General features: G+C 71.4%; 25 protein-coding genes. 14 read left to right on the top strand and 11 right to left on the bottom strand.

What is annotated here, in order from left to right; genetic code table 11:
• The first annotated feature begins 202 nt into the window (after positions 1-202).
• The gene (locus AC068D_RS30255; protein WP_478826279.1) at positions 203-673 is read left to right on the top strand and encodes a hypothetical protein; all 471 of its coding nucleotides are present in this window, start codon (positions 203-205) and stop codon (positions 671-673) included.
• Positions 674-913: 240 nt separating this feature from the next.
• Here AC068D_RS30255 and AC068D_RS30250 read toward each other — a convergent pair whose 3' ends face one another.
• Positions 914-1,105 carry a hypothetical protein gene (locus AC068D_RS30250; protein WP_478826278.1) on the bottom strand — a complete coding sequence of 64 codons (192 nt, stop codon included), beginning with the start codon at positions 1,103-1,105 and terminating at the stop codon, positions 914-916.
• Complete coding sequence (locus AC068D_RS30245) at positions 1,102-1,695, bottom strand: TetR/AcrR family transcriptional regulator (RefSeq protein ID WP_478826277.1); 594 nt, start codon at positions 1,693-1,695, stop codon at positions 1,102-1,104. The genes AC068D_RS30250 and AC068D_RS30245 overlap by 4 nt, the downstream gene beginning before the upstream one ends.
• A 74-nt stretch (positions 1,696-1,769) precedes the next feature.
• On the opposite strand from AC068D_RS30245, the gene AC068D_RS30240 reads away from it, so the two are divergent.
• Positions 1,770-2,978, top strand: coding sequence for an FAD-dependent monooxygenase (locus AC068D_RS30240; protein ID WP_478826276.1), 1,209 nt, complete (start codon positions 1,770-1,772; stop codon positions 2,976-2,978).
• Positions 2,979-3,004: 26 nt separating this feature from the next.
• Entirely contained in the window at positions 3,005-3,910 is a 906-nt protein-coding gene (locus AC068D_RS30235) for a Gfo/Idh/MocA family protein (RefSeq protein WP_478826275.1), read from the top strand.
• Here AC068D_RS30235 and lnt read toward each other — a convergent pair.
• The 5 genes from lnt to AC068D_RS30210 form a co-directional block, all read right to left on the bottom strand.
• Positions 3,834-5,468 (bottom strand): apolipoprotein N-acyltransferase, encoded by a 1,635-nt coding sequence (lnt, locus tag AC068D_RS30230; RefSeq protein ID WP_478826274.1) that lies wholly within the window; start codon positions 5,466-5,468, stop codon positions 3,834-3,836. The two genes, AC068D_RS30235 and lnt, sit on opposite strands and share 77 nt — an antisense overlap.
• A gap of 74 nt (positions 5,469-5,542) precedes the next feature.
• A complete protein-coding gene (locus AC068D_RS30225) occupies positions 5,543-6,025 on the bottom strand; it encodes a nuclear transport factor 2 family protein (protein WP_478826273.1) in 483 nt (160 codons plus the stop codon).
• A gap of 49 nt (positions 6,026-6,074) precedes the next feature.
• A complete protein-coding gene (locus AC068D_RS30220; RefSeq protein WP_478826272.1) occupies positions 6,075-8,087 on the bottom strand; it encodes an APC family permease in 2,013 nt (670 codons plus the stop codon).
• Positions 8,088-8,289: 202 nt separating this feature from the next.
• A complete protein-coding gene (locus AC068D_RS30215; RefSeq protein WP_478826271.1) occupies positions 8,290-9,162 on the bottom strand; it encodes an undecaprenyl-diphosphate phosphatase in 873 nt (290 codons plus the stop codon).
• A gap of 513 nt (positions 9,163-9,675) precedes the next feature.
• A complete protein-coding gene (locus AC068D_RS30210; protein WP_478826270.1) occupies positions 9,676-10,380 on the bottom strand; it encodes a TVP38/TMEM64 family protein in 705 nt (234 codons plus the stop codon).
• 49 nt (positions 10,381-10,429) lie between these two features.
• Here AC068D_RS30210 and AC068D_RS30205 point away from each other — a divergent pair, with 49 nt between their 5' ends.
• The 6 genes from AC068D_RS30205 (at position 10,430) to AC068D_RS30180 (ending at position 16,249) form a co-directional block, all read left to right on the top strand.
• Positions 10,430-11,131, top strand: coding sequence for a DNA alkylation repair protein (locus AC068D_RS30205; protein ID WP_478826269.1), 702 nt, complete (start codon positions 10,430-10,432; stop codon positions 11,129-11,131).
• Between the two features lie 262 nt (positions 11,132-11,393).
• Positions 11,394-12,788, top strand: a complete 1,395-nt coding sequence (locus AC068D_RS30200) for an RICIN domain-containing protein (RefSeq protein ID WP_478826268.1) — start codon at positions 11,394-11,396, stop codon at positions 12,786-12,788.
• Between the two features lie 88 nt (positions 12,789-12,876).
• Positions 12,877-13,050 carry a hypothetical protein gene (locus AC068D_RS30195; protein WP_478826267.1) on the top strand — a complete coding sequence of 58 codons (174 nt, stop codon included), beginning with the start codon at positions 12,877-12,879 and terminating at the stop codon, positions 13,048-13,050.
• A gap of 110 nt (positions 13,051-13,160) precedes the next feature.
• Positions 13,161-14,339, top strand: a complete 1,179-nt coding sequence (tuf, locus tag AC068D_RS30190; protein WP_478826266.1) for an elongation factor Tu — start codon at positions 13,161-13,163, stop codon at positions 14,337-14,339.
• 79 nt (positions 14,340-14,418) lie between these two features.
• Positions 14,419-15,303, top strand: coding sequence for a patatin-like phospholipase family protein (locus AC068D_RS30185; protein ID WP_478826265.1), 885 nt, complete (start codon positions 14,419-14,421; stop codon positions 15,301-15,303).
• 100 nt (positions 15,304-15,403) lie between these two features.
• Positions 15,404-16,249: a spermidine synthase gene (locus tag AC068D_RS30180; RefSeq protein ID WP_478826264.1), complete on the top strand. Its 846-nt coding sequence runs from the start codon at positions 15,404-15,406 to the stop codon at positions 16,247-16,249.
• Here the strand turns inward: AC068D_RS30180 and AC068D_RS30175 are convergent.
• Both AC068D_RS30175 and AC068D_RS30170 read right to left on the bottom strand, forming a co-directional pair.
• Entirely contained in the window at positions 16,211-17,500 is a 1,290-nt protein-coding gene (locus AC068D_RS30175) for an MFS transporter (RefSeq protein WP_478826326.1), read from the bottom strand. The genes AC068D_RS30180 and AC068D_RS30175 overlap by 39 nt on opposite strands.
• 114 nt (positions 17,501-17,614) lie before the next feature.
• A complete protein-coding gene (locus tag AC068D_RS30170; protein ID WP_478826263.1) occupies positions 17,615-18,673 on the bottom strand; it encodes a DUF8017 domain-containing protein in 1,059 nt (352 codons plus the stop codon).
• A 108-nt stretch (positions 18,674-18,781) separates the two neighbouring features.
• Here AC068D_RS30170 and AC068D_RS30165 point away from each other — a divergent pair, with 108 nt between their 5' ends.
• The 4 genes from AC068D_RS30165 to AC068D_RS30150 all read left to right on the top strand — a co-directional run bounded on the left by AC068D_RS30165 (position 18,782) and on the right by AC068D_RS30150 (position 21,407).
• A complete protein-coding gene (locus AC068D_RS30165) occupies positions 18,782-19,219 on the top strand; it encodes a DUF4442 domain-containing protein (protein ID WP_478826325.1) in 438 nt (145 codons plus the stop codon).
• A 439-nt stretch (positions 19,220-19,658) separates the two neighbouring features.
• The gene (locus AC068D_RS30160) at positions 19,659-20,351 is read left to right on the top strand and encodes a DedA family protein (RefSeq protein WP_478826262.1); all 693 of its coding nucleotides are present in this window, start codon (positions 19,659-19,661) and stop codon (positions 20,349-20,351) included.
• Between the two features lie 13 nt (positions 20,352-20,364).
• A complete protein-coding gene (locus AC068D_RS30155; RefSeq protein WP_478826261.1) occupies positions 20,365-20,901 on the top strand; it encodes a gamma carbonic anhydrase family protein in 537 nt (178 codons plus the stop codon).
• Positions 20,902-21,233: 332 nt separating this feature from the next.
• A complete protein-coding gene (locus tag AC068D_RS30150) occupies positions 21,234-21,407 on the top strand; it encodes a CsbD family protein (RefSeq protein ID WP_478826260.1) in 174 nt (57 codons plus the stop codon).
• A gap of 163 nt (positions 21,408-21,570) precedes the next feature.
• Here the strand turns inward: AC068D_RS30150 and AC068D_RS30145 are convergent, their stop codons facing one another.
• Entirely contained in the window at positions 21,571-22,797 is a 1,227-nt protein-coding gene (locus AC068D_RS30145; RefSeq protein WP_478826259.1) for an FUSC family protein, read from the bottom strand.
• A 270-nt stretch (positions 22,798-23,067) separates the two neighbouring features.
• On the opposite strand from AC068D_RS30145, the gene AC068D_RS30140 reads away from it, so the two are divergent.
• A complete protein-coding gene (locus tag AC068D_RS30140) occupies positions 23,068-23,811 on the top strand; it encodes an acyltransferase (RefSeq protein ID WP_478826258.1) in 744 nt (247 codons plus the stop codon).
• Here AC068D_RS30140 and AC068D_RS30135 read toward each other — a convergent pair whose 3' ends face one another.
• The gene (locus tag AC068D_RS30135; protein ID WP_478826257.1) at positions 23,812-24,678 is read right to left on the bottom strand and encodes an EamA family transporter; all 867 of its coding nucleotides are present in this window, start codon (positions 24,676-24,678) and stop codon (positions 23,812-23,814) included. It lies immediately after the preceding gene.
• Positions 24,679-24,731: the final 53 nt, after the last annotated feature.

Raw genomic sequence — 24,731 nt, 5'->3', positions numbered from 1 at the left:
GCTGGGAGCCACCCCCACGCTGCGTTGTCGGAGTGCCCGAATACGCCCAGTATGAGGACACCCCTCCGCCTTACGATGCTTCCCCTCGACCCTGGCGGGCCAGGGGAGACCCCATGCATCTGACGCCGCGCGCTGATCCACCAGAGATTACGGGACAGCCTTTAGCGTCGGGATCATCCCGTCAAGGCGCTGGAGGCCAGGTATGGAGCAGCAGGAGACGTCCGAGGACGCCGTCATGACCAGGATCGGGCAGGCGGCCATGCTGCTTCACGCAGGGGACCGTGAAGAGGCGCGCAACCGCTTCGGGGAGTTGTGGGCGCAGATCGGGGAGTACGGCGACCCGCTGCACCGATGCACCCTCGCGCACTACATGGCCGACACCCAGGACGACCCCGGCGACGAGCTGGCCTGGGACCTGCGTGCGCTGTCGGCGGCGGAGGGCGTCTCCGGCGAATGCCCGGCCGGGCCCCGCTCGGCGGTCGCGGTGCGCGGGATGTACCCCTCGCTCCATCTCAACCTCGCCGCCGACTATGTGAAGCTCCACCGGCCGGAAGCCGCGCGCGCCCATCTCGACCGTGCGCGTGCGGCGTCGGACGCCCTGGGCGACGACGGGTACGGGCACGGAGTGAGGGCGGCGATCGCGCGGCTCGACCGGAAGTTGTCGGGCTACTGACACGGCGGGGTCGTGCACCGGTCGTGCCGTCGCTCCGCTCACGGAGCGGACCGGCGTGGCCACTGCGGCGGGCGTACTCCTCGCTTGTCGGGCGCACTCCTTGATCATCCGGACCTGGATCCGGTGCAGATTGAACCCTTCGCCGGCTGTCGACTGTCAGTACCGTCGGCCCGACCGGCGGGGGACCGTGCCGATGCGCGCGGGCGCGTGCGATCTCGGCCCTCCAGGTCGTGCGACGCCTCACAGGTCCGCGTCGGTGAGACGGGACTCGCCGTCCGGATCCACCGTGTCCCAGGAGAGCGGAGTTGCCTCCTCCGGGGCGCGGACACGGCGGAGGACAGTGCCGTACGGCGCCGGCCAGGTGCCGCAGGGGCCCAGTGGGCCATGATCCCCGTCCTCGGCGGCGCGCCGCGTGCAGAACGGGGAGTTCACGGACCGAGCATGCCGCCGAGCAGCTCGCCGAAGCCCTTCCGCAGCTCGTCCGCGGTCGGTACGCGGGAGTGGTACGAGCCGACCGCGCAGGAGAACATCAGCCCTTCGCACCAGGCCACCAGCGAGAGGGCATGCCGCTCCGGCTCTGCCGACCCGGCGCCCCGCATCAGTGCGACCAGAGGGTCGCGGAAGGCCGCGCCCGTCCGGTCGTAGTACTCCCTCAGCTCCGGCCGCCGGGTGGCCTCCAGGGCCAGTTCGTAACGGCAGACCAGCAGGGTCCGGTAGCCGGTGAGATAGCGGTGCAGGGCCGACGTCAAGGCGTCCAGCAGTTCGTCCACGCCTCCGTGCGGCGCCGGCATCTCCTGCGGTGCGAGCACCTGTGCCTCGCGCTCGGCGAGGCGGCGTACGGCGGCCTCGAGCAGCGCCTGCCGGGTGCGGGCGTGATTGGACGTCGAGCCCTGGGGGAGTCCGGCCAGCTCGTCGACCGCCCGGTGGGTGAGTCCGCGCATCCCGCGTTCCGCGAGCAGGGTCAGGGCGGTGTCTGCGATCAGCTCGGAGCGGGCTGCGGAACCGGTGGTGCGTGCAGTCATGGGGACAACCTACCGTCGCCACTACGGATGTAGTACGGTGAGCATCTCACTACGGTTGTAGTTCAGGAGGGGTCATGAGGCACCACAGGACACCGCGAGCCGTTGTCGTCGGGGCCGGCATAGGGGGGCTCACTGCCGCCGTCGCCCTGCATCAGCAAGGCTGGGACACCACCGTTCTCGAACGCGCCTGCGCCCTCACCCCCGTCGGTGCCGGTATCGGGCTCGCGCCCAACTCCCAGCGCGCCCTCGACGTCATCGGCCTCGGTGAGCGGGTCAGGTCGCTCGCCGCCTGGCAGGGGGACGGCGGGCTGTGCACCCCCAGGGGCCGCTGGCTGAACCGCACCGACAGCGTGGCCGCCGCCGAGCGCTTCGGCGGCCCCCTCGTCCTGTTGCACCGCGCGACCCTCGTCGACATCCTGGTCGCCGCGCTGCCCGAAGGTGCCGTACGCACCGCTGTCGCCGGCGCCGTCGCCGACCCGGGTGACGACCTGCGCCCCGCCGTGGTCACCACCCCCGGTGGGGACCTCGAAGCCGATCTGGTCGTCGCGGCGGACGGCATCAACTCCACGACGCGCAGGGCGCTGATGCCCAGCCACCCGGGGCCCCGCTACTCCGGGTTCACCACCTGGCGGGTCGTCGTTCCCGCATCCGGCCGGTCCTTCGCACCGCACGAGACCTGGGGCCGCGGCCGCATCTGGGGCACCCAGCCGCTGAAGGACGGTCGCATCTACGCCTACGCCGCCGCCCTGGCACCCGCGGGGGAGCAGGCCCCGGACTCCGAGCAGGCCGAGCTCCTTCGCCGCTTCGGCGACTGGCACGACCCGATCCCCGGGATCATCGCGGCTGCCGTGCCCGGTACCGTGCTGCGCCACGACGTGCACCACATGGCCGAGCCCCTGCCCGCCTACCACCAGGGGCGTGTGGCCCTCGTGGGCGATGCGGCCCATGCCATGCCGCCCACCCTCGGCCAGGGCGGCAACCAGGCCATCGAGGACGCGATCGTGCTCGCCCACCACGTGGGCCGGGGAGCGGACGTTGGACCGGGCCTCGCCGCGTACACGAGCGAGAGGCTGCCGCGCACCATGGCGATCGTGCGACAGGCCACCCGGACGGCCCGGATGGCGATGGCACACGGCGCCGCGGCCGTCGCCGTACGCGACGCACTCGTCGCGGCGGTCTCCCGCCTCGGCCCGGGCCTCGTCCTGCGCAGCTTCGACGGCATCGCGGACTGGCGCCCGCCCCAGCACACGTATGCTGCCGGAACGGCGAAGATGCGCCGGTGACGCGATGACGCGAGAGGGAGGCCAGGGTGAAGGTCGGCTGCATCGGTCTCGGGGACATCGCGCAGAAGGCGTATTTGCCGGTGCTCACCACCCGGCCGGATGTCGAACTGCATCTGCACACCAGGACCCCGGCGACCCTCGACCGGGTCGCCGCGGCGCACCACATCCCCGGGGCCCACTGCCACACTTCTCTGGACTCCCTCCTCGCGCAAGGCCCCGACGCCGCCTTCGTCCATGCGTCGACGCCCGCCCACCCCGAGATCGTGGGGCGGCTTCTCGAGGCCGGTGTGCCGACGTACGTCGACAAACCGCTCGCCTACGAACTGGCCGACTCGGTCCGGTTGGTGGAGCTGTCCGAGCGGACCGGGACCAGCCTCGCCGTCGGCTTCAACCGCCGCTTCGCCCCCGGCTATGCCCAGTGCATCGAGCACCCGCGCGAGCTCATCCTGATGCGCAAGAACCGCGTCGGACTTCCCGAGGACCCGCGCACCCTCGTTCTCGACGACTTCATCCATGTCGTCGACACCCTCCGCTTCCTTCTCCCCGGCCCGGTCCAGTACACCGCCGTACGGGCCAGGATCCGTGACGGCCTCATGCATCACGTCGTCCTGCAGCTCTCCGGTGACGGGTTCACCGCGATCGGGATGATGAACCGGCTCAACGGCTCCACCGAGGAGATCCTCGAAGTCGCGGGACAGGACACCAAGCGGGAAGTCGTCAACCTCGCGGAGGTCATCGACCACAAGGGCCAGCCCACCGTGCGCCGGCGCGGCGACTGGGTCCCCGTGGCGCGACAGCGCGGTATCGAGCAGACCGTCCACGCCTTCCTCGACGCCGTACGCGCGGGGAAGTTCCTCAGCGCCCAGGACGCACTGCTGACCCATGAGCTGTGCGAGAGGGTGGTTCGGGAGGCTCTGGAGCAGGCCTCCTGAGCGCCCGGAACCCCTCGACCGCGCAGAGCGCCGCGAGCACCGCGAGAGCTCCGTACACCGGCCAGTCGCCGAGCCGCACATACGGGGTGGTGCCGCGGGCGAGCGGGATCTCGTAGACGGCCGCGGCGCTGGTACCGGTCCCCAGCCGGCCGCCGATGCGCTCGCCGTCCGGACCGTGGACCGCACTCACACCCGTGAGCGTGGCATGCACCATCGGGCGGCCCGTCTCCGCCGCCCGCAGCGCCGCCAACGACGCGTGTTGGGCGGGTGCCCAGCTGTCCTGGAACGTCGAGGTGGCGGACTGTGCGATCAGCAGCTGGGCGCCGCTCCTGGCGAGCCGGCGGCTCATGTCGGGGAACGCCGACTCGAAGCAGACCACGGGCCCCACCCGCAGCGCGGAGCCGGGCCCCTCACGCGGCACCGTCATCACCACCTGACGGCTGCCCCGCATCCGGTCCTCCCCCGCGGCCCTGCCCACCGACGTGGCCCATCCCAGCAGCGCCCGGGCCGGAACGTACTCGCCGAAGGGCACCAGACGCATCTTGTCGTAGCGTTCCCCGGTGAGACCTTCGGGTCCCACCAGCACACTGCTCTTGAAGATCCTGCCGTTCGCACCGCCGGAGGAGCTCGTGGACAGCTCCGGGCGACGGGCGTCGACATTGACCAGAACATCGGCCCCCACCGCACGCGACAGTGCAGCGATCCGTGCCGTGAGGCCGGGTCGTGCGTCCAGATCCAGACCGACGCTGCTCTCACCCCACACCACGAGATCCACGTCCCGGCCGGCCAGCTGCCGGGTCAGCTCCTCGCTGCGGGCGAACCGCCGCTCGGCGCCGCCGACCCCGTTGATGACCCCCGGCTGGACGACCGCGACGCGGACAGTGTCGCCGTCCCGCACCGGCTGCGGCGACCACACCCACACCGCACCCACGGCCACCGCACAGGCGCAGAGACCCGCCACCGCGACAACACGTGCCTCGGGGACGGACAGCAGCACCGTCACGGCGGTGTTCACCGCGACCAGCAGCAGGCTCACCAGCCACACCCCGCCCACCGACGCGAGCCGCAGTGCGGGGGCGACCTCCCACTGGCTCGCCCCCAGCAGCCCCCATGGGCCGCCCAACCCCTCCCAGGACCTGACCAGTTCCACCATCAGCCAGCCCGAGGGAACCACCACGACCGCCGCGGCGGCCCGGGCGGCCGACGGGCTTCCGCCCAGCATCAGCCGGACCAGCCATCCCCAGGGTGCCCACAGCAGCGCGAGCAGCGCCGCGAGCAGCAGGATGAACACATGCAGATTCGGCAGCAGCCAGTGATGCACGGCCAGCACGAATCCGGTGCCCCCGATCCAGCCGTCAAATGCCGCACGACGGGCCGTCCGGGCCGAACGGATCAGCAGCAGCCAGGGGACGAGGGCGAGGCAGGCGAACCACCACAGCCCCGGGGCAGGGAAGGCGAGCGCGGGCAGCGCACCCGCCACGAGCACGGCCACGCCACGCCACCAGGGCGACGACAACAGCTTCGTCAGCTGCTCCCGCCGGCCGACCGGGATCTGCATGCCGAGCCTCCCCGAGAGCAGTGTCTGACTCCAGTGTGAAGGAGCGGTGCGGCCCCCGACAGGTCACGAAACGATCATTCGGCGGGCGGATTCCCGCCGGGAGCCGCCGGAGCGAGGAACGGCGCATGCCGCCACTTCTCCTCCACGGTCACCGTCCGCAGCCTCCAGCCACCGTCCGTGCGCGCCAGCGTGAACGCATAACGCCCGCCGGAGACGAAGCCGTCACCCGACTCCAGCCGCATCGGATTGACGTAGTCGGCCAGCACCTCGGCCCCGTCGCCCGGATAGCCCCCGAGGTCCTGGATGCGCACCCGCCGGTTGACGATCAGGTGCTGGCGCATGGGAAACAGCCGCATCGTTTCCGCCAGCCAGCCCGCGACCTCCGCCGCAGGACCTTCGATACCGCCCGCGCCGCGGTAGTCGGCCCGGCCGCCCGGGGCGAACAGGGACCGGTAGCCGGCCCAGTCGGCGTCGTCCACGGCCACCGCGTAACCGGTGACCAGTTCGTCGATGGCAAGCCGGTCCATCACCGTCGCGAGATCCACGCGCTGTGTCATCGGCCAAGTGTCGGTCAGCCACAGCGCCCCGCCAAGAGCCCGTGCGGGTTCAGCGCCGCGACCGGCGGGCCGGCTCGCCCCGCCGCACCGCACCGGGCGCGCGAGCAGCCGGGTGGTCGGCATGGGCGGACGAGCTCAGTTGCCAGGGCACGCTGGTCACCACCACCCCCGGCGTGAACAGCAGCCGGCTCTTCAGCCACAGCGCCGACTGGTTGTGCAGCACGTTCTCCCACCAGTGTCCGACGACGTACTCCGGAATGAACACCGCGATCACGTCCCGCGGACTCTCGCGCACGATGGAGCGCACATAGCCCAGGACGGAACTGGTGATCTCCCGGTACGGGGAGTCCAGGACCTTCAGCGGCACTTCGATGTCGAACTGCTGCCACTGCCGCTCCAGCTCCGCCGCTGCTTCCCGGTCGACTGCGACGGTCAGGGCCTCCAGCCGGTCGGGCCGGAACGCGCGGGCGTACGACAGCGCCCGCAGCGTGGGCTTGTGCACGGTGGAGACCAGCACGATCGCGAAGACCCTCGAAGGCGGGGCGAGTTCGCTGCGCGGATCGGTCACGGCCAGTTCGGCGGACGTGGTGTCGTAGTGGCGGCGGATACCCCGCATCGTCACCCACAGCACCAGCGCGGCGAGCACCGCCAGCCAGGCACCCTGGGTGAACTTGGTGAGCAGCACGATGACCAGTACCAGACAGGTGACCACCGCACCTGTCGCGTTGATGAGCCGGGACGTGTGGTGGCGCCGACGGACGACGGGGTCCCTCGCCGTGCGCAGTTCCCGGTTCCAGTGACGGACCATGCCGGTCTGGGAGAGGGTGAAGGAGGTGAACACGCCCAGGATGTAGAGGTGGATGAGGCTGGTGACATTCGCCCGGTACGCCCACAGCAGGAGGCCCGCCACGACCGCGAGGGCCAGGATGCCGTTGGAGAAGGCGAGCCGGTCACCACGGTTGTGCAACTGGCGCGGCAGATAGCGGTGCTGGGCAAGGATCGAGGCCAGCAGGGGGAAGCCGTTGAACGCGGTGTTCGCGGCGAGGATCAGTACGAGCGCCGTGGCGGCCTGGACGTAGTAGAAGCCGATGCTGTTCTCGCCGCCGAACACCGACGCGGCCAGCTGCGCGATGACGGTGCGCTGGGTGTAGTTCTCGCAGTCCGCCAGCCCCGTCAGACTGCAGGCGTCCGCGGCGATGTGCACCTTCGCAACGATCGCGAGGGTGGTGACCCCGACGAACATCGTGACGGCGATGAGGCCCATCGCGGCCATGGTGGTCGCGGCGTTCCGCGCCTTCGGCCTGCGGAAGGCCGGCACTCCGTTGGAGATCGCCTCGACCCCGGTCAGCGCGGTGCAGCCGCTGGAGAATGCGCGCAGGACGAGCATGACCAGCGCCAGTCCCATGAGGCCGGCGTCCGCGGGGACCGCGGCGATGCCGTAGCGGGCCGTCTCGGCGACGGGGGCGTCGCCGAGCAGATAGCGGATCAGCCCCGTGGCACACATGATCAGTACGCCTGCGATGAACAGATAGGTGGGCGCGGCGAACGCCCGGCCCGACTCGCGCACTCCACGCAGATTCATCGCGGTGAGCAGGGCGACGAAGAGGAGCGCCATCAGCACCCGGTACTCGGCCAGTTCCGGGATCGCCGAGATGATGTTGTCCACGCCGGAGGCCACCGACACCGCCACGGTCATCACATAGTCGACCATCAGCGCGGCGGCGACGACCAGACCCGCGGACGCGCCCAGATTGGTGGAGGCCACCTCGTACGAGCCGCCACCGGTCGGATACGCGTGCACCACCTGGCGGTACGAGAGCACCACGACCGTCATCAGCAGCACGACCGCAGCCGCGATCCAGGGTGTGAAGTGCAGATAGGCCAGCCCGCCGAGGGTGAGGACCAGCAGGATCTCCTGCGTGGCGTACGCGACCGACGAGAGCGGGTCAGAGGCGAAGATCGGAAGAGCCAGCCGCTTGGGCAGAAGCGTCCCGCCCAGCTCCTCGCTGCGCAGCGCACGCCCGATGACCAGCCGTTTCAGAAGCGCCGTCACGTTGAACACGGCGTGAGCGTATGCGCCGCACCCCGCGCGGCCGCGGCCCGCCGCGCCGGGCGGGCGCACACTCGGATCGGCCCGCACACGCACGAGCGCGGAGGCGCCCCACCGCACCCGCCCGGGGCCCCTCCGGTCACCGGCGGGGCCCGGGGCGGCAGCTCCTGACGTCCTGGGGGTCTTGTGCAGGGGGCGCGGCGTCGGGCCTGGGTCAGCCGCCCGACTCGCCCGCGTGCGGGCTCAGCGTGTCCGTGCCGACGAGAATGAAGATGACGATGCCGAGAATGATCCGGTAGACGACGAACGGCATGAAGCTCTTGGTGGTGATGAACTTCATGAACCAGGCGATGACGGCGTATCCGACACCGAAGGCGATGATCGTCGCGAAGATCGTCGGCCCCCAGGACACATGCCCCTCGCCCGCGTCCTTCAGCTCGAACAGGCCCGAGGCGAGCACGGCCGGGATGGCGAGCAGGAACGAATAGCGGGCCGCGGCCTCGCGGGTGTAGCCCATCAGCAGACCACCGCTGATGGTCGCACCCGACCGGGAGACGCCGGGGACCAGGGCCATCGCCTGGCAGATGCCGTAGATCAGGCCGTCCTTGACGCTCAGCTCCTGCAGCGTCTTGCGGTGCTTGACGGCGCGGTGCTTTCCGCCGTCCTCGTCGCGGGCCGCCAGGCGGTCGGCGATACCGAGCACGATGCCCATCACGATCAGGGTGGTGGCGATCAGCCGGAGATCCCGGAAGGGTCCTTCGATCTGATCCTTGAGGGTGATGCCGAGCACGCCGATCGGGATCGAGCCGACAATGACGAGCCAGCCCATCTGGGCGTCGTGGTCACTGCGCATCGCCTTGTCCGTGAGCGAGCGGAACCACGCCGAGACGATCCGGACGATGTCCTTGCGGAAATAGATCAGGACGGCTGTCTCCGTGCCGATCTGGGTGATCGCGGTGAAGGCCGCGCCCGGGTCGTGCCAGCCGGCGAACGCGGCCGTGAGGCGCAGATGCGCGCTGGACGAAATGGGCAGGAATTCCGTCAGCCCCTGGACGAGTCCGAGGATGAACGATTCGAACCACGACATGAAAGCTAAGCCATCCAAGTACTGGTCAGGTCGGAACGTACGGTGCGGCCGCGATCATGCGTCCTCGCCTGGCAGCGTAGCGTCAACGGATTCCCGGCCTGCGGGCGGGCTCCTGCCCGGTACCCCGGCGGCCCTTGGGTCCGGGTTCCCGGCAGCCCGAGGACGGGTCGGGCGGCCGTCCGGGAGGGCGCCGCGCCAACCGTCGCACCGGTGGGCGGCGTTCGCGGGCGCAGACCACTGCCGGGCCGGTGACCGTCCAGCCCGGCGCGTGGACGTGGGGGTCGGGGTCCCGGGCGCCGCCTCACCACGCAGGACGCACAACGACGACAGGTGTGAGCCTCTCACCCCATGGGTGCGACGAGGTCTGCGGTCGGACGGGCACCCGGGCTGCTGACCGGTGCTCGGGCCCGACGCACGCTGCGTGATATCTGCGGCCGCGGTCCCTGCACCATGGCGCCGCACCCGGTCGAGCCGCGCGCGGGCGAGCACGTCATGCGGCCCGGCCGTCGCAGGTCATGCGACGGGCAGTCGATGACGCCTGCGCCAAGCCACCACGGCCGCAGCCAGGGCCGACAGCACGATGAAGCCCATCGCCGCCAGGAACACGGGCGAGGTCGGCGACGCGGCACTGCTGCCCGCGATGACGTACGCCGCCGTGTTGGGGACCGAACCGATGGCCGTGGCCAGAAGAAAAGGGGCGTAGCCCATACGGGAGACCGCGGCGCAGTAGTTGGCCGCGGCGAACGGAACGCCGGGGAACAGCCGGACGGCCAGCATCGAGCGGAAGCCATGGCGGCTGAGCTGGCCGTCGGCGGCCTTCAGCCATCGTCCGCGGAGCAGCGGGCGCAGCGCGTCCTGGCCCAGCACCCGGCCCAGGGTGAACGAGATCCCCGCACCGAGAACCGTCCCGGCGATCGCTGCCGCCAGGCCTGCCTGGGAGCCGAAGAGCGCGCCCGCCGCCAGGTTCAGCAGCGGCCGCGGTACGAAGGCCGCCGTACACAGGCCGTACGCCACGCCGAAGAGGACCACGGCGGCGCCACCGCTGACCTGCGGCGGCCAGCCAGACGCCAGCAGTCGCTGAGGTTCGTACCACACCACCGCGGAGGCGGCGCACACGAGCAGCAGCAGGAGCAGCGCCAGCCGGGACCAGGGCGACAGGATCGCCCGGCCACAGCGGAGAGCGAGGCCGTCGCGCGGCCCGGGGACGGGGTCGAGCATCCGGGGAGACTAACCGACGAATCCACCTGATCGCCGTAATCTGTGCCGCATGACTCCTCCGGCCGTGCCGCACAGCGACGTCGCCGACACCGTGATGGAGCGGCTCACGGTGCTCTACCCCGCCGCCGCCGACCCGGTGCGGGCCGCGGAGGCCGCCGCGTACATGAAGGGCGTGGCGCCCTTCCTCGGGATCCGTACACCGGAGCGCCGCACCCTGTCCCGCACCGTCCTCGCAGGCACCGCACGCCCGGCGGAGGAGGACTGCGCGGCCATCGCCCTGCGTTGCTGGAACCTGCCCGAGCGCGAGTACCACTACTTCGCCGCGGACTATCTGCGCCGCCACGCCGGACGCTGCTCCTCCGGCCTCCTGCCCGTGGTCCGGTACCTGATCACCACGGTCTCCTGGTGGGACACGGTGGACACCCTCGCCGCCCATGTGGTCGGCCCGCTCGTCGCCGCCGACCCGGAACTGGTCGCCGCCATGGACGGGTGGATCGAGGACGAGAACCTCTGGATCGCCCGCACCGCCCTCCTGCACCAACTCCGGTACAAGAACGCCACCGACGGCGAACGGCTCTTCCGCTACTGCCTGCGCCAGTCGGGCCACACCGACTTCTTCATCCGCAAGGCCATCGGCTGGAGCCTGCGCGAGTACGCCAAGACCGACCCCGACGCGGTACGCGCCTTCGTCGACGGCGCGCGCGACCGGCTCGCCCCGCTGTCCGTGCGGGAAGCGCTCAAGAACCTCTGAGGGGCCAGGACGCAGGGATACCGGGGGAGTTGAGGAAGGTGCGGACCGCCGCCGCCCCCGCACGGGCACGGCATCGCGGGCCGGCCACTGAATCGCTGGTCAGGAGAGGGGAGAACGACCTCTCGCCGGTCCAACTGACCCAGGTGCCGGAACACTTGACTCCACAGGTCACACACCAGCACTATTCCGTTCCCACGGGGCCATGAGACGTCCGCTCCCGAACACGCACAACCCTTGAGCAACATGTACGAGGAGCACCACCGTGACCCCGACCGCCGACGGCGAACCGCTGATCCTGCGCGCCTTCCGGACCCTGGATCCGTCTTCGCAAGCGGCCCTGCGCCCCGAACCGGCCGACGAGCCCGCGGACACCGATGCGCCCGCGGACACCAGCGCGCCCGGATACGTGGACATGCCGGGAACCGCGGACGTGCCGGCGGACGAGGGCGGACCTGCCGCCCCCGCATCCGCATTCCGAGCCGATCCCCCGGCGGGCACTGAGGGCACGTCCCTCGTGCTCGCCCGCCGACAGCTGGGCGAGGCGTATCTGCGCGCCTACGCCGCAGAAGCTCCCGGCCGTGCCTGCCGCCACCTCACCGCCGTCATGGACGACACGGTGCGAGGCGGCCTCTCCAAACGCTCGGACGAGCTCGACCGGCACACCGGCGCCTGCCGCAGCTGCGCCCTGGTCCGCGCCGAACTCACCGCCATCCACAACGGAACGGCGGCGGCCCTCGCCGGGCTGCTGCTCCCCGGCACTGCGGGGGCCACCGGCGAGCCGACGGGCGACGGCTTCGGCCACGTCGTGGCCCCACCGGACGTGACCGCCCGCACGTCGCCCGGCCCCCATTCCCTGCCGACCCGGAAACGCAGGCTCCGCGGTGTCGTCGCGGCGTCACCGGTCGGTGCCGCGGCCCTTGCGGGGGTGGTGGTCACCGCGCTCGCGGCGACCGTCCTCGTCGTCACCGCGACCGACCCGGTCCACGACAGCCGTACACTCCCGTCCCGCACCTCCGCCACGCCCCCCAGACTCGCGCTCCCGGCCGACCCGGCGCCGACGCCCACGCCCGCCACCACCTCCGCGCCGCCCGCGCCGCCCGCGCGCCCCACGCACACCCCGGCCCGCTCCGCCCGACCGACGGCCACCGCCGCCGCAGCAGCGGTCCAAGCGCCATCGCCCACCCGACCCGTCGGCTTCCGGCTCGTCAACCGGAGCACCGGGCTGTGCGTCGGGGTCGAAGGCGAGGGCAACGGGGCGATGCTGCGTCTGGAGGACTGCACTGCGGCCCCACGGCAGCGCTGGGAGACCGTCGACGCCGGACAGGGCACCTACCAGCTGCGCAACACCGGTACACACGAGTGCCTCGACGGCACCGGCAACGGCGGCAATGTCGTACGGGTCGTCCAGAACGACTGCCGAGACAGAACCTCCGCCCTGCGCGCCGCACAGCTGTGGACGATCGCCCCGGAGGCGGGCACCGCCGCCTTCCGGCTCTACTTCGTCCCGTCCGTCCCCGCGAGCGACTACTCCTCGCACCTGCTGGGACCGGAGGACTGGTGGCACGAGAACCCGCCGAGGAAGGGCTCGTACCTCGCCCAACTGCCCAACTACTACAACTCGGAGAGCTTCGTCTTCGTCAGGGACGAGAGGGTCTGACGGCAGCGGGACGTCCGGCCCGCACCTCACGCCACGGCTCCCTGAAAACCATTCGACGTGGCCCGCGGGCACGGGCGATCATCGACGCATGTTCCGGCACGCCTTCCCCGTAGCGCCGTCCGCAGTCGCGGACGCGCCGAAGGCTGCCGAATTCCTCGCCGCCGCCGTGCTCGACGCGGCCGCGACCGCAGCTGCCGTCGCGGCTGTCGCAGCCCTGGCTGCCGCAGCCGCCGCGGCGACCTTCGACGGCGCCCGAAGCTGACCCTCCCCGGAACGTCCGGCGGACCCCGCAGGGGGAGGGTCGGTCCGGCCCAGGGGTCCCCCTCCGCAGGGAGTTCACGCTTCACGTTCCGGGAAGGAACTGCAACAGCCATGCCCAAGACGGCATACGTGCGCACCAAGCCGCACCTCAACATCGGCACCATGGGCCATGTCGACCACGGCAAGACCACCCTCACCGCCGCCATCACGAAGGTCCTCAGCGAGCGTGGTGCCGGCGGCAGCACCCAGTACGTGTCGTTCGACCGCATCGACCGTGCGCCGGAGGAGGCCGCCCGCGGGATCACCATCAACATCGCGCACGTCGAGTACGAGACCGACACCCGGCACTACGCCCATGTCGACATGCCGGGGCACGCCGACTACATCAAGAACATGGTCACCGGCGCCGCGCAACTCGACGGGGCCATCCTCGTCGTCTCCGCGCTCGACGGGATCATGCCTCAGACCGCCGAGCACGTCCTGCTGGCCCGTCAGGTCGGCGTCGACCACATCGTCGTCGCGCTGAACAAGGCCGACGCGGGGGACTGCGAGCTCACCGACCTGGTCGAGCTCGAGGTCCGCGAACTGCTCACCGCACACGGATACGGCGGGGAATCGGTACCCGTGGTGCGGGTCTCCGGGCTGAAGGCCCTGGAGGGCGACCCACGCTGGACGGCAGCCGTCGAGGCCCTCCTCGACGCGGTCGACACCTATGTGCCGATGCCCGTCCGCTACACGGACGCTCCGTTCCTGCTGCCGGTGGAGAACGTGCTCACCATCACCGGGCGCGGCACCGTCGTCACCGGCGCCGTCGAGCGCGGCACCGTTCGCGTCGGCGACCAGGTGGCGGTGCTCGGTGCGGACGTCACCACTGTCGTCACCGGCCTGGAGACCTTCGGCAAGCCCATGGAGTCCGCCGAGGCCGGTGACAACGTGGCGCTCCTGCTCCGCGGTGTGCCACGTGACGCCGTACGCCGCGGCCATGTCGTCGCAGCGCCGGGCAGCGTCACACCGAGCCGCCGCTTCACCGCACAGGTGTACGTACTCTCCGGCCGTGAGGGCGGACGTACGACCCCGATCGGCACCGGATACCGGCCGCAGTTCTACATCCGGACCGCGGACGTCGTCGGGGACGTCGACCTCGGCGCGACGGCCGTCGCGCGCCCCGGCGACACGGTCGCCATGACCGTGGAGCTCGGCCGTGACATGCCGCTCGAGCCGGGCCTCGGCTTCGCGATCCGGGAGGGCGGCCGAACGGTCGGTGCCGGCACGGTGACCGGACTGCTCTGAGCAGCACCCTGGAATCGAAGGTTCCGCCTCCCGGCCCATGCGGGGGGCGGAGCCGTCGCCCAGAGGCCACACTGCTGCCATGGCGGACAAGGACGACGCGGCCGGGAGCGCGGCGAACAAGCACCGTACGGCCCTCGTGCTGGGCGGTGGCGGGCTCGCCGGTATCGGCTGGGAGATCGGCATCCTGCACGGTCTGGCCCAGGAAGGCGCCGACCCGACCGGCGCCGACCTGATCGTCGGCACGTCGGCGGGGTCGGTCGTCGGCGCGCAGCTCGCCTCGGGGCTCCTCACCCTGCCCCAGTTGTACGAGCGTCAGCTCGCCGATCCCGACGGGGAGGTGCCCGCCGGGATGGGCGCATCCGTGCTCGCCCGCTATCTGTGGGGCGTCCTGTGGTCCCGCGACACCGAGGCCTACGGCGCCCGTATGGGCCGACTGGCGCTCGCCACCCGCACCGAGCCGGAAGCGGTTCGGCGGGCCGTCTTCGCCGAGCGGCTCCTCACTCACTCCTGGCCGAGCGCACGGCGACTGGTCATCACCGCCGTCGACGCCCTGACCGGCGAGTTCAGGGCGTTCGACCGGGACAGCGGAGTGGAGCTGATCGACGCGGTCGGAGCAAGCTGCGCCGTGCCCGGCGTATGGCCGCCCGTCACCATCGACGGGCGGCGTTTCATCGACGGCGGAGTCCGCTCCTCCACCAACGCGGACCTCGCACTGGGCTACGGCACGGTCGTCGTCGTCGCCCCGATCGCCGTCGGCGGCGGTCCCGTCGCCTCGGCCCGCACGCTGGCCGCGCGTCTCACCGCATCGGGCGCGCACGTCGTCCTGATCACCCCCGACCGCGGCGCACGCAGGGCTTTCGGGCGCAACGTCCTGGACCCGGCCCGCCGGGCTCCCTCGGCGCGGGCGGGTCTCGCTCAGGCGGCGGCGCACGCCAAGGCGGTCCGGACGATCTGGCAGGGCTAGTCCACGGCGCGCCCGGCGGGGGAGCCTGCGGGCGGGAGAGCCAGGCCCGCGGCCGACGGTCGAACCCGGACGGTGGAGCGGGCAGGCGCACAATGGGCGGGTGAACGAGGCCATACCCGTCATCCGCGCCGTCGACCACGGCACCGCCAAACTCATGCCGGACATCGACCGCGAGCGGGCGTGGCTGCTGACCGTGGACGGGGCGCCGCAGTCGTACGTCGACCTGGACGAGCCCACACACCTCGAGTTCGAATACGCGCGCCGGCTCGCCCATGTCATCGACTGCGCGGCCGACGCCGGAACGCCGCTCGACGTGCTGCACCTCGGCGGCGGAGCGCTCACCCTGCCGCGCTATGCGGCGGCGACCCGGCCCGGCTCGCGGCAGGACGTCGTGGAAGCGGACGAAGGGCTCCTCTCGCTGGTGGCCGAGCATCTTCCGGTCCCCGAGGACACCGCGATCACCGTGCACTGTGCGGACGCCCGACGATGGCTGGAGGGGGCTCCGGCCCGCTCGGCCGACGTCCTCGTCGCCGATGTGTTCGGCGGCTCCAGGGTGCCCGCACATCTCACGTCACGGGAGTACGCACGGGCCGCGGAGCGTGTCCTGCGCCCCGGCGGTCTCTATGCCGCGAACCTCGCCGACGGAGCCCCCTTCGGCTTCCTCCGCTCGCAGCTGGCCACTTTCGCCGCCGAGTTCGAGAACGTGGCACTCATCGCCGAACCCGCCGTGCTGCGGGGCCGCCGGTTCGGCAATGCCGTCCTTCTCGCCTCGCACACCGGGATCGACACCGCAGCGCTCTCCCGCCGCACGGCCTCCGACGCCTTCCCGGCGCGCGTCGTGCACGGCGAAGCCCTGCGGACCTTCACCGGTGACGCCCGGCCGGTGGGCGACCGGGACGCCGTCGACTCACCCGAGCCGCCCGGCGGTGCCTTCGGCATCGGCTGAGGCCACGACCGGTGCGGTGACATGACCGGCAACCCGCTTCGTACGCCTCGTCAGATTCCGCACATCGGGCACCAGCAGCACCAGTGCCGTCACCAGGACGATCAGCGCCGCGCAGCCCCACAGTGCGTGCTCCCGGCCGACCAGACCCTCGGCGGGCCCGGCCAGCGCGAGGGCCAGCGGAAGCAATGCCGTCGAACCGAACCAGTCGTACGCGGCGACCCGGGACAGCTTCTCCTCCGGGATCTCCTGATGGAGCGTGGTCATCCACGCGACGCCGAACACCTCGATCGACACGCCGCTGATGAACATCACCACGGCCAGCGGTCCGAACGGCAGCGGCACGGCGAGCGCCGCCGACGGCAGGGCCAGCGGGAACACGCACAGCGTGCCCACCAGCAGCATCCGCCTCGGCTTCCAACGCATCATCAGCAGCGCACCGCCGAGCGTGCCGGCACCGAACGCGGCCAACGCCAGGCCCCACGGCCGTGCGCCGCCCAGTGACTCCTCCGCGACCAGGGGTCCGTAGACCGCATCGGCGGCGCCCACCACCGCGACCACCACGGAGAACTGAGCCACGATGGACCACAGCCAGGGACGCCCGACGAACTCCGTCCATCCGTCCCGCAGATCGGCGAGCAGCCCGCCTTCGCGCGCCCGCTCCGGGATGTGGCTCACATCGAGGAACGCACGGAGGGCCCCGGCCAGCGCGAAGGCGGCCGCGTCGATCGCGAGCACCCAGCCGGGGCCCACTGCCGCGATCATCGCACCACCGAGCGCCGCGCCCCCGATACCGGCCCCGTGCATCGCCATCCGGAAGAGGGCGAAGGCACGGCTCGCCTGCTCCCCGTCGACGCTGGACATCAGCATGCCTTCGGCGGCGGGGTTGAAGAAGGCCTGCCCGGTCCCGCAGAGCGCCGTCAGCAGCATCATCTGCCACAGCTGCGCGTCCCCGGCCAGCACGAGTGCTGCGAAGGCAGCCTGCGAGAGACAGTTGAGGGCGTTGGCGGCGACCATCACCCGGTGCCGCGGCAGGCGGTCCGCGATCGCCCCGCCGATCAGCAGGAAGAGTACGAGCGGCAGAGTCCGCGCCGCCGCGACGAGCCCCACGTCGCCCCCGTCACCGCCGGACTCCAGCACGGCGAACGCCCCGGCGATCAGCGCACCATGGGCACCCAGATTGGTGACGATCGCCGCGGCGGTCAGCAGTGTGTAGTTGCGGCCCGCCCATTCGGGGCGGCGGGGGCGGGGCATGCGCCTCGGGGCGGCGGCGGGACTGTTCACCACGGGACTATCGCTCCCGTCGGCCGCCCGTGCCAAACCGGTTTTCCACGCCCGACCGGATTGTCGCGTCCGGCCCGATTGCGGTCAGGAAGCGGAAGCGTCCGTGAGCCGCACGGTGCTGAGGATCTGCTTGATCGTCGTGTCCGGCAGCTCCTCCTTCACACCCTTGCTGGCGTACAGGACCCAGGAGGAGAAGTCACCGTTTGCGGTCTTGAACGTGAAGGCGATCGACTTTCCGTCGGTGTCGCACTTGTTCTCCTTCTTCACACCGACCGCGGTGGCTGTCGCGAAGTGCCCGCTGAGTCCGGACTTCGTCGTGTACGGCACCGGCTTGGTGATCTTGACGATGCTCTTCGGCATCTGCTGGGCGTAGGCAGCCCACACCCAGGTCCCCGCTTCGCTCCGGGAGCTGCTCGCCGTGTCCGTGGCTCCCTGGCCGCCCTTGGTGCCGGTCCCTCCGAGGCCCGAGTCCTCCATGTCCCCGTCCTTGTCCGAATCGACGGAGCACCACTTGCTCTTGTAGTAGGCGGGCGCCGACATCATGATCAAGGCGGACCCGTCGCCCTTCTCGCGGTCCTCGAACCCCGAGCCCACGCCCGTTCCCGCCACCTCCCACTCCGGGGGCACGTCGAACTGCGTGCCGTACTTGGGATTGGTGACGACCTTCCAGCCCGCGATTGTCGCCTTGGCGTTGTTCGAACCGTCCCGGGGGTTGTCGGCGGGGGAGGGGGTCTGGTCGGACGGACTCGCCGACGTCGCGGGCTTCTTGCCGTCGGCCCGGTCCGGTCCCTCCTCGCCGCCGTCCCTCAGCACCACGACACCGGTGATGACGGCGGCGGCAACGACCGCCGTGGCCGCGACGATCGCGACGATCGCGGTCTTCCTCCGGTCCGACGACGGGCCCTGTCCACCCGGCTGCGGCGGGCCCGGAACCGAGTACTGCTGCCCACTCTGCTGCTGGTACGGATTCGGCTGCGGGTACCCGGGCTGCTGCTGCGGGTACCCCGGCTGCTGCTGGTACCCGGGCTGCTCCTGGTATCCCGGCTGCGCATACGGATTCGGCTGCTGGTACCCCGGCTGTGTGTACGGGTTCTGGTCCTGCGGGTTCTGCTCGCCCCCGGGCGGCTGCTGTCCTGGCCACATGGCCAGTAACCATAGAGGTGGCGGGTTCCCGCTGCCATGCCCGCCCCCGGAGGGGATGGCCAAGCAGGGCTACTCGTGGGTAACATCCGTGGCATGAGCGCAGACCAGATGTCCGTCGGCGAGATGCTCGCCGCCACGGTTCCCATGGCCAGGACCCTCAATCTGGAGTTCCTGGAGACCACTGCCGACCGGGCCGTGGTCCGTATGCCGGACCAGGCCGACTACCACAACCACGTCGGCGGCCCGCACGCCGGAGCGATGTTCACCCTCGCCGAATCCGCCAGCGGTGCGATCGTGCTCGCCGCCTTCGGTGACCAGCTGAGCCGCGCCGTGCCCCTCGCCGTCAAGGCCGAAATCGGCTACAAGAAGCTCGCGATGGGCGTGGTCACGGCCACTGCCACGCTGGGCCGGACCATCGCCGAGGTCGTCGCGGAACTCGATGCGGGCGAGCGGCCCGAGTTCCCCGTCGACATCGCCATCACGCGCGCCGACGGTGCCGTGACCGGCGAGATGACCGTCGTCTGGACGCTGCGCCCGAACTCCTGAGGCTCGCGGACCCGAGGGTTCGCAGCACCTGGTGGACGCGCGGCGCCGCGGGCCGCCGCAGCACTCGAGCGGCCCCCGTTCCGGAGTCGCCCGCAGCAGCCGGCCGCCCCTGGATCCGGACCCGGACCCAGGGGCGGCTCTACTGTGCCCGCCGTTCGGATGCGCCGTCTCCGCTCCTTCATGTCATCCATGACTTCCGAGCGCCGTCGCCTGCTCGGTCCTCGGCCGGGCGGGCGGCCGTCTCTCGTCGCGGGCCCGGGTCCGCCGCCGCCGGACTCCGCGGCCCCGGTGGCGTGACCAGGTAGGCTGCCCGGGTGTGCGCCGCAGGACGTGCACACCCGGGCAGCCAGGCCCGACGAAACAGGTCCGGGCCCGACGACACGGGTCCACGCGCCCCACGACCACGGGCCGGGACCTACGACAACGGGAGGAACCGGCGTTGCACGTCCAGGAGTGGCTCGAGACCGTCCCCGCGGTCAGCATCTACATCCTGGTGGGGGTGGTCATCGGACTGGAGAGTCTCGGTATCCCGCTGCCCGGTGAGATCGTTCTCGTCAGTTCCGCCCTCCTCGCCTCCCAGCACGGCGACATCAACCCGTGGGTGCTCGGCATCTGCGCCACCGCGGGCGCGATCGTCGGGGACTCGATCGGCTACGCCATCGGGCGCAAGGGCGGCCGCCCGCTGCTCACCTGGTGCGGCGGGAAGTTCCCCAAGCACTTCAGCGAGGCCAACATCGCGATGGCCGAGCGGTCCTTCGAGAAGTGGGGCATGTGGGCGGTCTTCTTCGGCCGCTTCGTGGCGCTCCTGCGGATCTTCGCCGGACCACTCGCCGGCGTCCTGCGCATGCCCTACTGGAAGTTCCTCATCGCCAATGTCTTCGGTGGCATCCTCTGGGCGGGCGGCACGACCGCGGTCATCTACTCGGTCGGCGTCGTGGCCGAGGCATGGCTCAAGCGCTTCTCCTGGCTGGGTCTCGTCCTCGCGGTGCTCTTCGGCCTCACCTCGATGCTCGTCCTCAAGAGCCGGGCCAAGAAGGCGGCCGCTCGCGCCGAGAACGCTGCCCCGGCCCCCGAGGCGGGCGCCGACGAGGCCTCGCCTACTGTGCCTGTGGGTGTGGCACAGAAGCCGTGATGAGGAGAGAGCCATGGCAGGAAGCGATCGGGCACTGATCTCGGGAGTCGGAGGGAAGGAGCCGCGGATCGCCTCCGAGGCGTTCGCCGCCCCCACCTCGGTCGTGATCGGCGAGGTCACGATGGCCCCCGGTGCCAGCGTGTGGTACCACGCGGTGCTGCGAGCCGACTGCGGCCCGATCGTTCTCGGCGCGGACAGCAACATCCAGGACAACTGCACCGTGCACGTCGACCCCGGCTTCCCGGTGACCATCGGTGAGCGCGTCTCCGTCGGACACAACGCCGTCCTGCACGGCTGCACGGTCGAGGACGACGTACTCGTCGGCATGGGGGCAACCGTCCTGAACGGTGCGCACATCGGCGCCGGCTCCCTCATCGCCGCGCAGGCGCTCGTCCCACAGGGGATGCGGGTGCCCCCGGGGTCGCTCGTCGCCGGAGTGCCCGCCAAGGTCAAGCGCGAACTGACCGACGAGGAACGCGAGGGCATCAAGCTCAACGCGATCATGTACCTGGAGCTCGTGAAGGAGCACCGGGCCGCGCACGACGGCTGATTGGCCTCCGGGCCATGGGGTACCTGCAGCGCACGGGGGGACGACCACAGGCATCCGAAAGGTCCGGCCATGAGTACTACGCAGCCGCCCCCCGACGGTCCGGAACCCGTACCCAGCGGGCCCGATCCCGTACCACGCGATCCGCAGCCGCCCGAGCCGCCCGAGCCGGCCCCGGAGCCGGACCACGAGCCGCCCTCCGGTCCCGGACCGGGCACCCGTCCGGTGCCCGAACCACCCGACTGACCATGTGCTTTGCGTCACCGATTGCGGACCCTGAGTGAACGGCGCAAGGTGGATTACGCCAGTCCACCCCCACCGAAGGGACAGCCGTCATGGGTAAGGCAAAGGCGAAGACGAAGCAGGTCAAGGGCAAGATGAAGGAAACCGCGGGCCGCGCCATGGGCGACAGCGGCATGCAGGCCGAGGGTCGCGGCGAGCAGATGGCAGGCAAGGCCCAGGAGGCCGCGGAGAACGCGTCCGAACGGATGAAGAAGTCCGGACGGTAGTCCCGCCGGACTCCACGTCCTGACTGAGGCGGCCGCACCCCGTGACCGACGGGGGCGGCCGCCTCCGCGTACGCCGCCTGCACGGTCGGCCCCCGGTCCGCGGGCGGTCCGGCCCTGGTCCGCGGAGGTCCGGCGCTCGTCCGCAGGCCGGTGGCCACTGGTCTCAGCCGTCCGCGCCCCCACCGCGCCGCACACTGTTGCGCACCCGGTGCTTCACGTCGTCCAGCCACTGCCATCCCGTGGGGCGCGAGCTGGAGTGCCGGTCCAGCTCCTCGATCAGCCGCTCGCTGCGCTTCTCCACGTCCAGCTCGTCCAGAATCCGGTCCGCCTCCGCCAGCAGGGCCCCGTGCAGCTGCCAGTGCTCCGGCTTCTCACGGATGCCGTCCAGGAGAAGGAGAGCGACCCGCTCCCGGCACCGTCTGCCCTCGGCGAGCTCCGCCGAGAGGCGTTCCTCCGCCTCCTCGGCGTTCGCCGTGGCCTGCGCGGTGATCAGCACGGCGAAACTGCCGATCGCTCCGGACAGATGCCCGAAGAGCTCCTGCAGAGCGGCGGTCAGGGGCGGGGGGAAGAGCGTTCCCGAGGTCTGTGTCCTGGCGAGGTCGGTGAGGGTGCGGCAGGAGACGCGCAGGATCACCGCGGAGATCTCCAGCGCGTCCAGGCCCGTGCGCAGCACCAGCCGGGAGAGCAGCGGCTCCTTGACCCGGGGATTGAGTCGCAGACTGTCCTCCGCCTGCCGCAGGGCCGCGTCCACCTGCACGATGTCGTGGTCGAGGCGCCGGGCTTCGTGGAGCCGTGCCGCGGCCTTCTCGACCGGCGTGTGCTCGCCCAGCTGATCGGCGATGTGCGCGAGCAGTCCCCGCATCCTGGCCGCAAGGTCGGTGATCGCCGCGCTTGCGTCGCTCACCCACACGGGTGGCACGAACAGCACATTGAACAGCAGTCCCACGACCGCGCCGATCAGGGTCTCGAGCACGCGGTCCCAGGCCGTCGCGGTCACCTGGGTCACCCCCAGCACGAGCATCGCGCTGATCGCCACCTCCGGCACGAACTCGCCGACCTTGACGAACCGCCCGATCACCAGCGACGCCAGGATGACCAGTCCGAGACTCCACCAGCTCAGACCCACCAGCGCGCTGAAGCCGATGGCGATCAGCACACCGGCGACGACCGAGTTCACCCGCCGGATCCCGGTCGTCAGGGTCGAGTACAGGGTGACCTGTACGACCAGAAGAGCGGTGAGCGGTGCGGTGAGCGGCAGTGGCTCGCTGCTGAGCTGGAGGGCGATGACGTACGAGATGACCGCAGCGGCGGTGGAACGCACCGTCTGGACGACGGCCGGTTCATTGTGACGCCGTACGAGATTGCGCAATGGTTCCCTGGCTACGGCCACCCTCTTCCTCTCCCGCCGGCACCGTGGGTGGTGGGCTGTGGGCCTGTCGGTGTCCGCGAGTCGTGGGGATGTACGAGCTCGTTCCACTCCCAGACTGCCGCCTGCGCCGCCGGCCGCAATTCCGCTGCCGCACACGACGCTGCCGAGCCGTCATGGGTCGGGTCCGCACGGGGCGTTGGACGCCGCCCGATCCTCCCGGCCGCGGGCCTGGGGCGAAGATCACAGCCTGCCGCCCTGATCAGCGGTGCCCGCGCCCACTACCGTGTCGGGGTGCCCAAGGACAGAAACACGTTCTCCTCGCTGACCGCCCGGCGGCGCCGCGTTCTCGCGGCCGTCGTCCACCGTGGTTGGCGCTGGGTGCAGAACGCCGGTGCGGTCACCGCGGAGTCACCGGGCCCGCTGCGCTTCCGCAGCATCGGGACCGGCACCCGGCTGGCGTTTCCGCAGGGCACCGTGTTCGGTGAAGCGTGGATCGAGCTGGGTGACCACTGCATCATCGGGGAGCAGGTGACCCTGACCGCGGGCATGATGCCGGACCTCGACCTCGGGCCCGACCCGATCCTGACCCTCGGCAACGGAGTGGTTCTCGGGCGAGGCAGCCATGTCATCGCCGACACCACCGTGACGATCGGCTCCGACACCTACTGCGGCCCGTACGTCTACATCACCTCGACGAACCACAGCTACGACGATCCGCACCAGCCCGTCGGCAGGCAGTGGCCCCGGGCCGAGCCGGTCGAGATCGGTCCCGGCTGCTGGCTCGGCACGGGCGCGGTGATCCTGCCCGGTGCCCGGCTGGGCCGCAATGTGGTGGTCGCTGCCGGTGCCGTCGTACGCGGTGAGGTGCCGGATCACGCCGTGGTGGCCGGGGCCCCCGCCAAGGTCGTACGCCGCTGGGACGCCGAGTCGGGCTGGCAGCCGCCGCTGCGGACACCCGCCCCGGTGCCGATCCCGGAGGGCGTGACTCCGGAGGTCCTGCGGGCTCTCGCGGAGCTGGAGCCCGACGAGAGCTGATCAGCCGCTCGCCAGCAGCACCGTGCCGACCAGGGCGAGTCCGGCTCCGGCGGCCTGCACGGCCCGCAGCCGCTCCTTCAGGACGCCGCGCGCGGCCAGTGCCGTCACCACGGGGTAGAGCGATGCGAGCACCGCGGCGATGGTCACCGGACCGTTCTGGGCGGCGATCGAGTAGGTGCCGTTGGCCGCCACGTCCGCGAGGCCGACGAAGGCGAGTGCGGGCAGCGCACTCCCGATGGCCCGCATGCCGCCCTCCTCCGGCAGGGCCCGCCCGCCGCGCTGCACGGACACGATCAGCGCAGCACCGCCCACCGCGACATTGGTGACCCGCTGGACGAACAGCGCCAGGAACAGTCCGGTGAGGGTGGTCGACGCCTCGGCGATCAGTGCCATCACGGCCCCGAATCCGAAGGCCGCGAGCAGCGTCAGCAGGATCGCCTGCCGCTGCACGGGGGCCCCGCGCAGCTCGGGCCCGCCGGCGAGCAGGATGCCGACCACGGCCACGCCGATCCCCGCGAACTGCACCAGCCCGGGCCGGTCGCCCAGCAGCAGACCCACCGAGACCGGCACGACGACGCCGAGGGAGCCGAGCGGCGACACCACTCCCATCGGGCCGAGCGCCAGCGCCTTGTAGAAGCTGAGCATCGCGACGGGGCCCACGACTCCGGCCGCCACCGCGTACCAGAGCTGCGGGCCCGCCTCGGAGAGGCCGCCGGTGGCCAGCACGGCCGCGCCCAGCACGACCACCGCGATCGACTGTGACACCACGACCACAGTGAGTGCCGGGATCCGTCGGGTGAGCAGGCCGCCGCCGAAGTCGGCCAGCCCCCAGAGCAGGCTGGTTGCCAGGGCGAACAGCACGGTCATGGGAGCCTCGCAGTACAGTTTGATGAACGCTGGGGTGCAGCCCAGCGTAGTGC

It is taken from the genome of Streptomyces sp. NPDC043861, assembly GCF_056435905.1.
The sequence above is the reverse complement of the archived record's forward strand: the minus strand, read 5'-3'. Positions and strand labels throughout refer to the sequence as shown.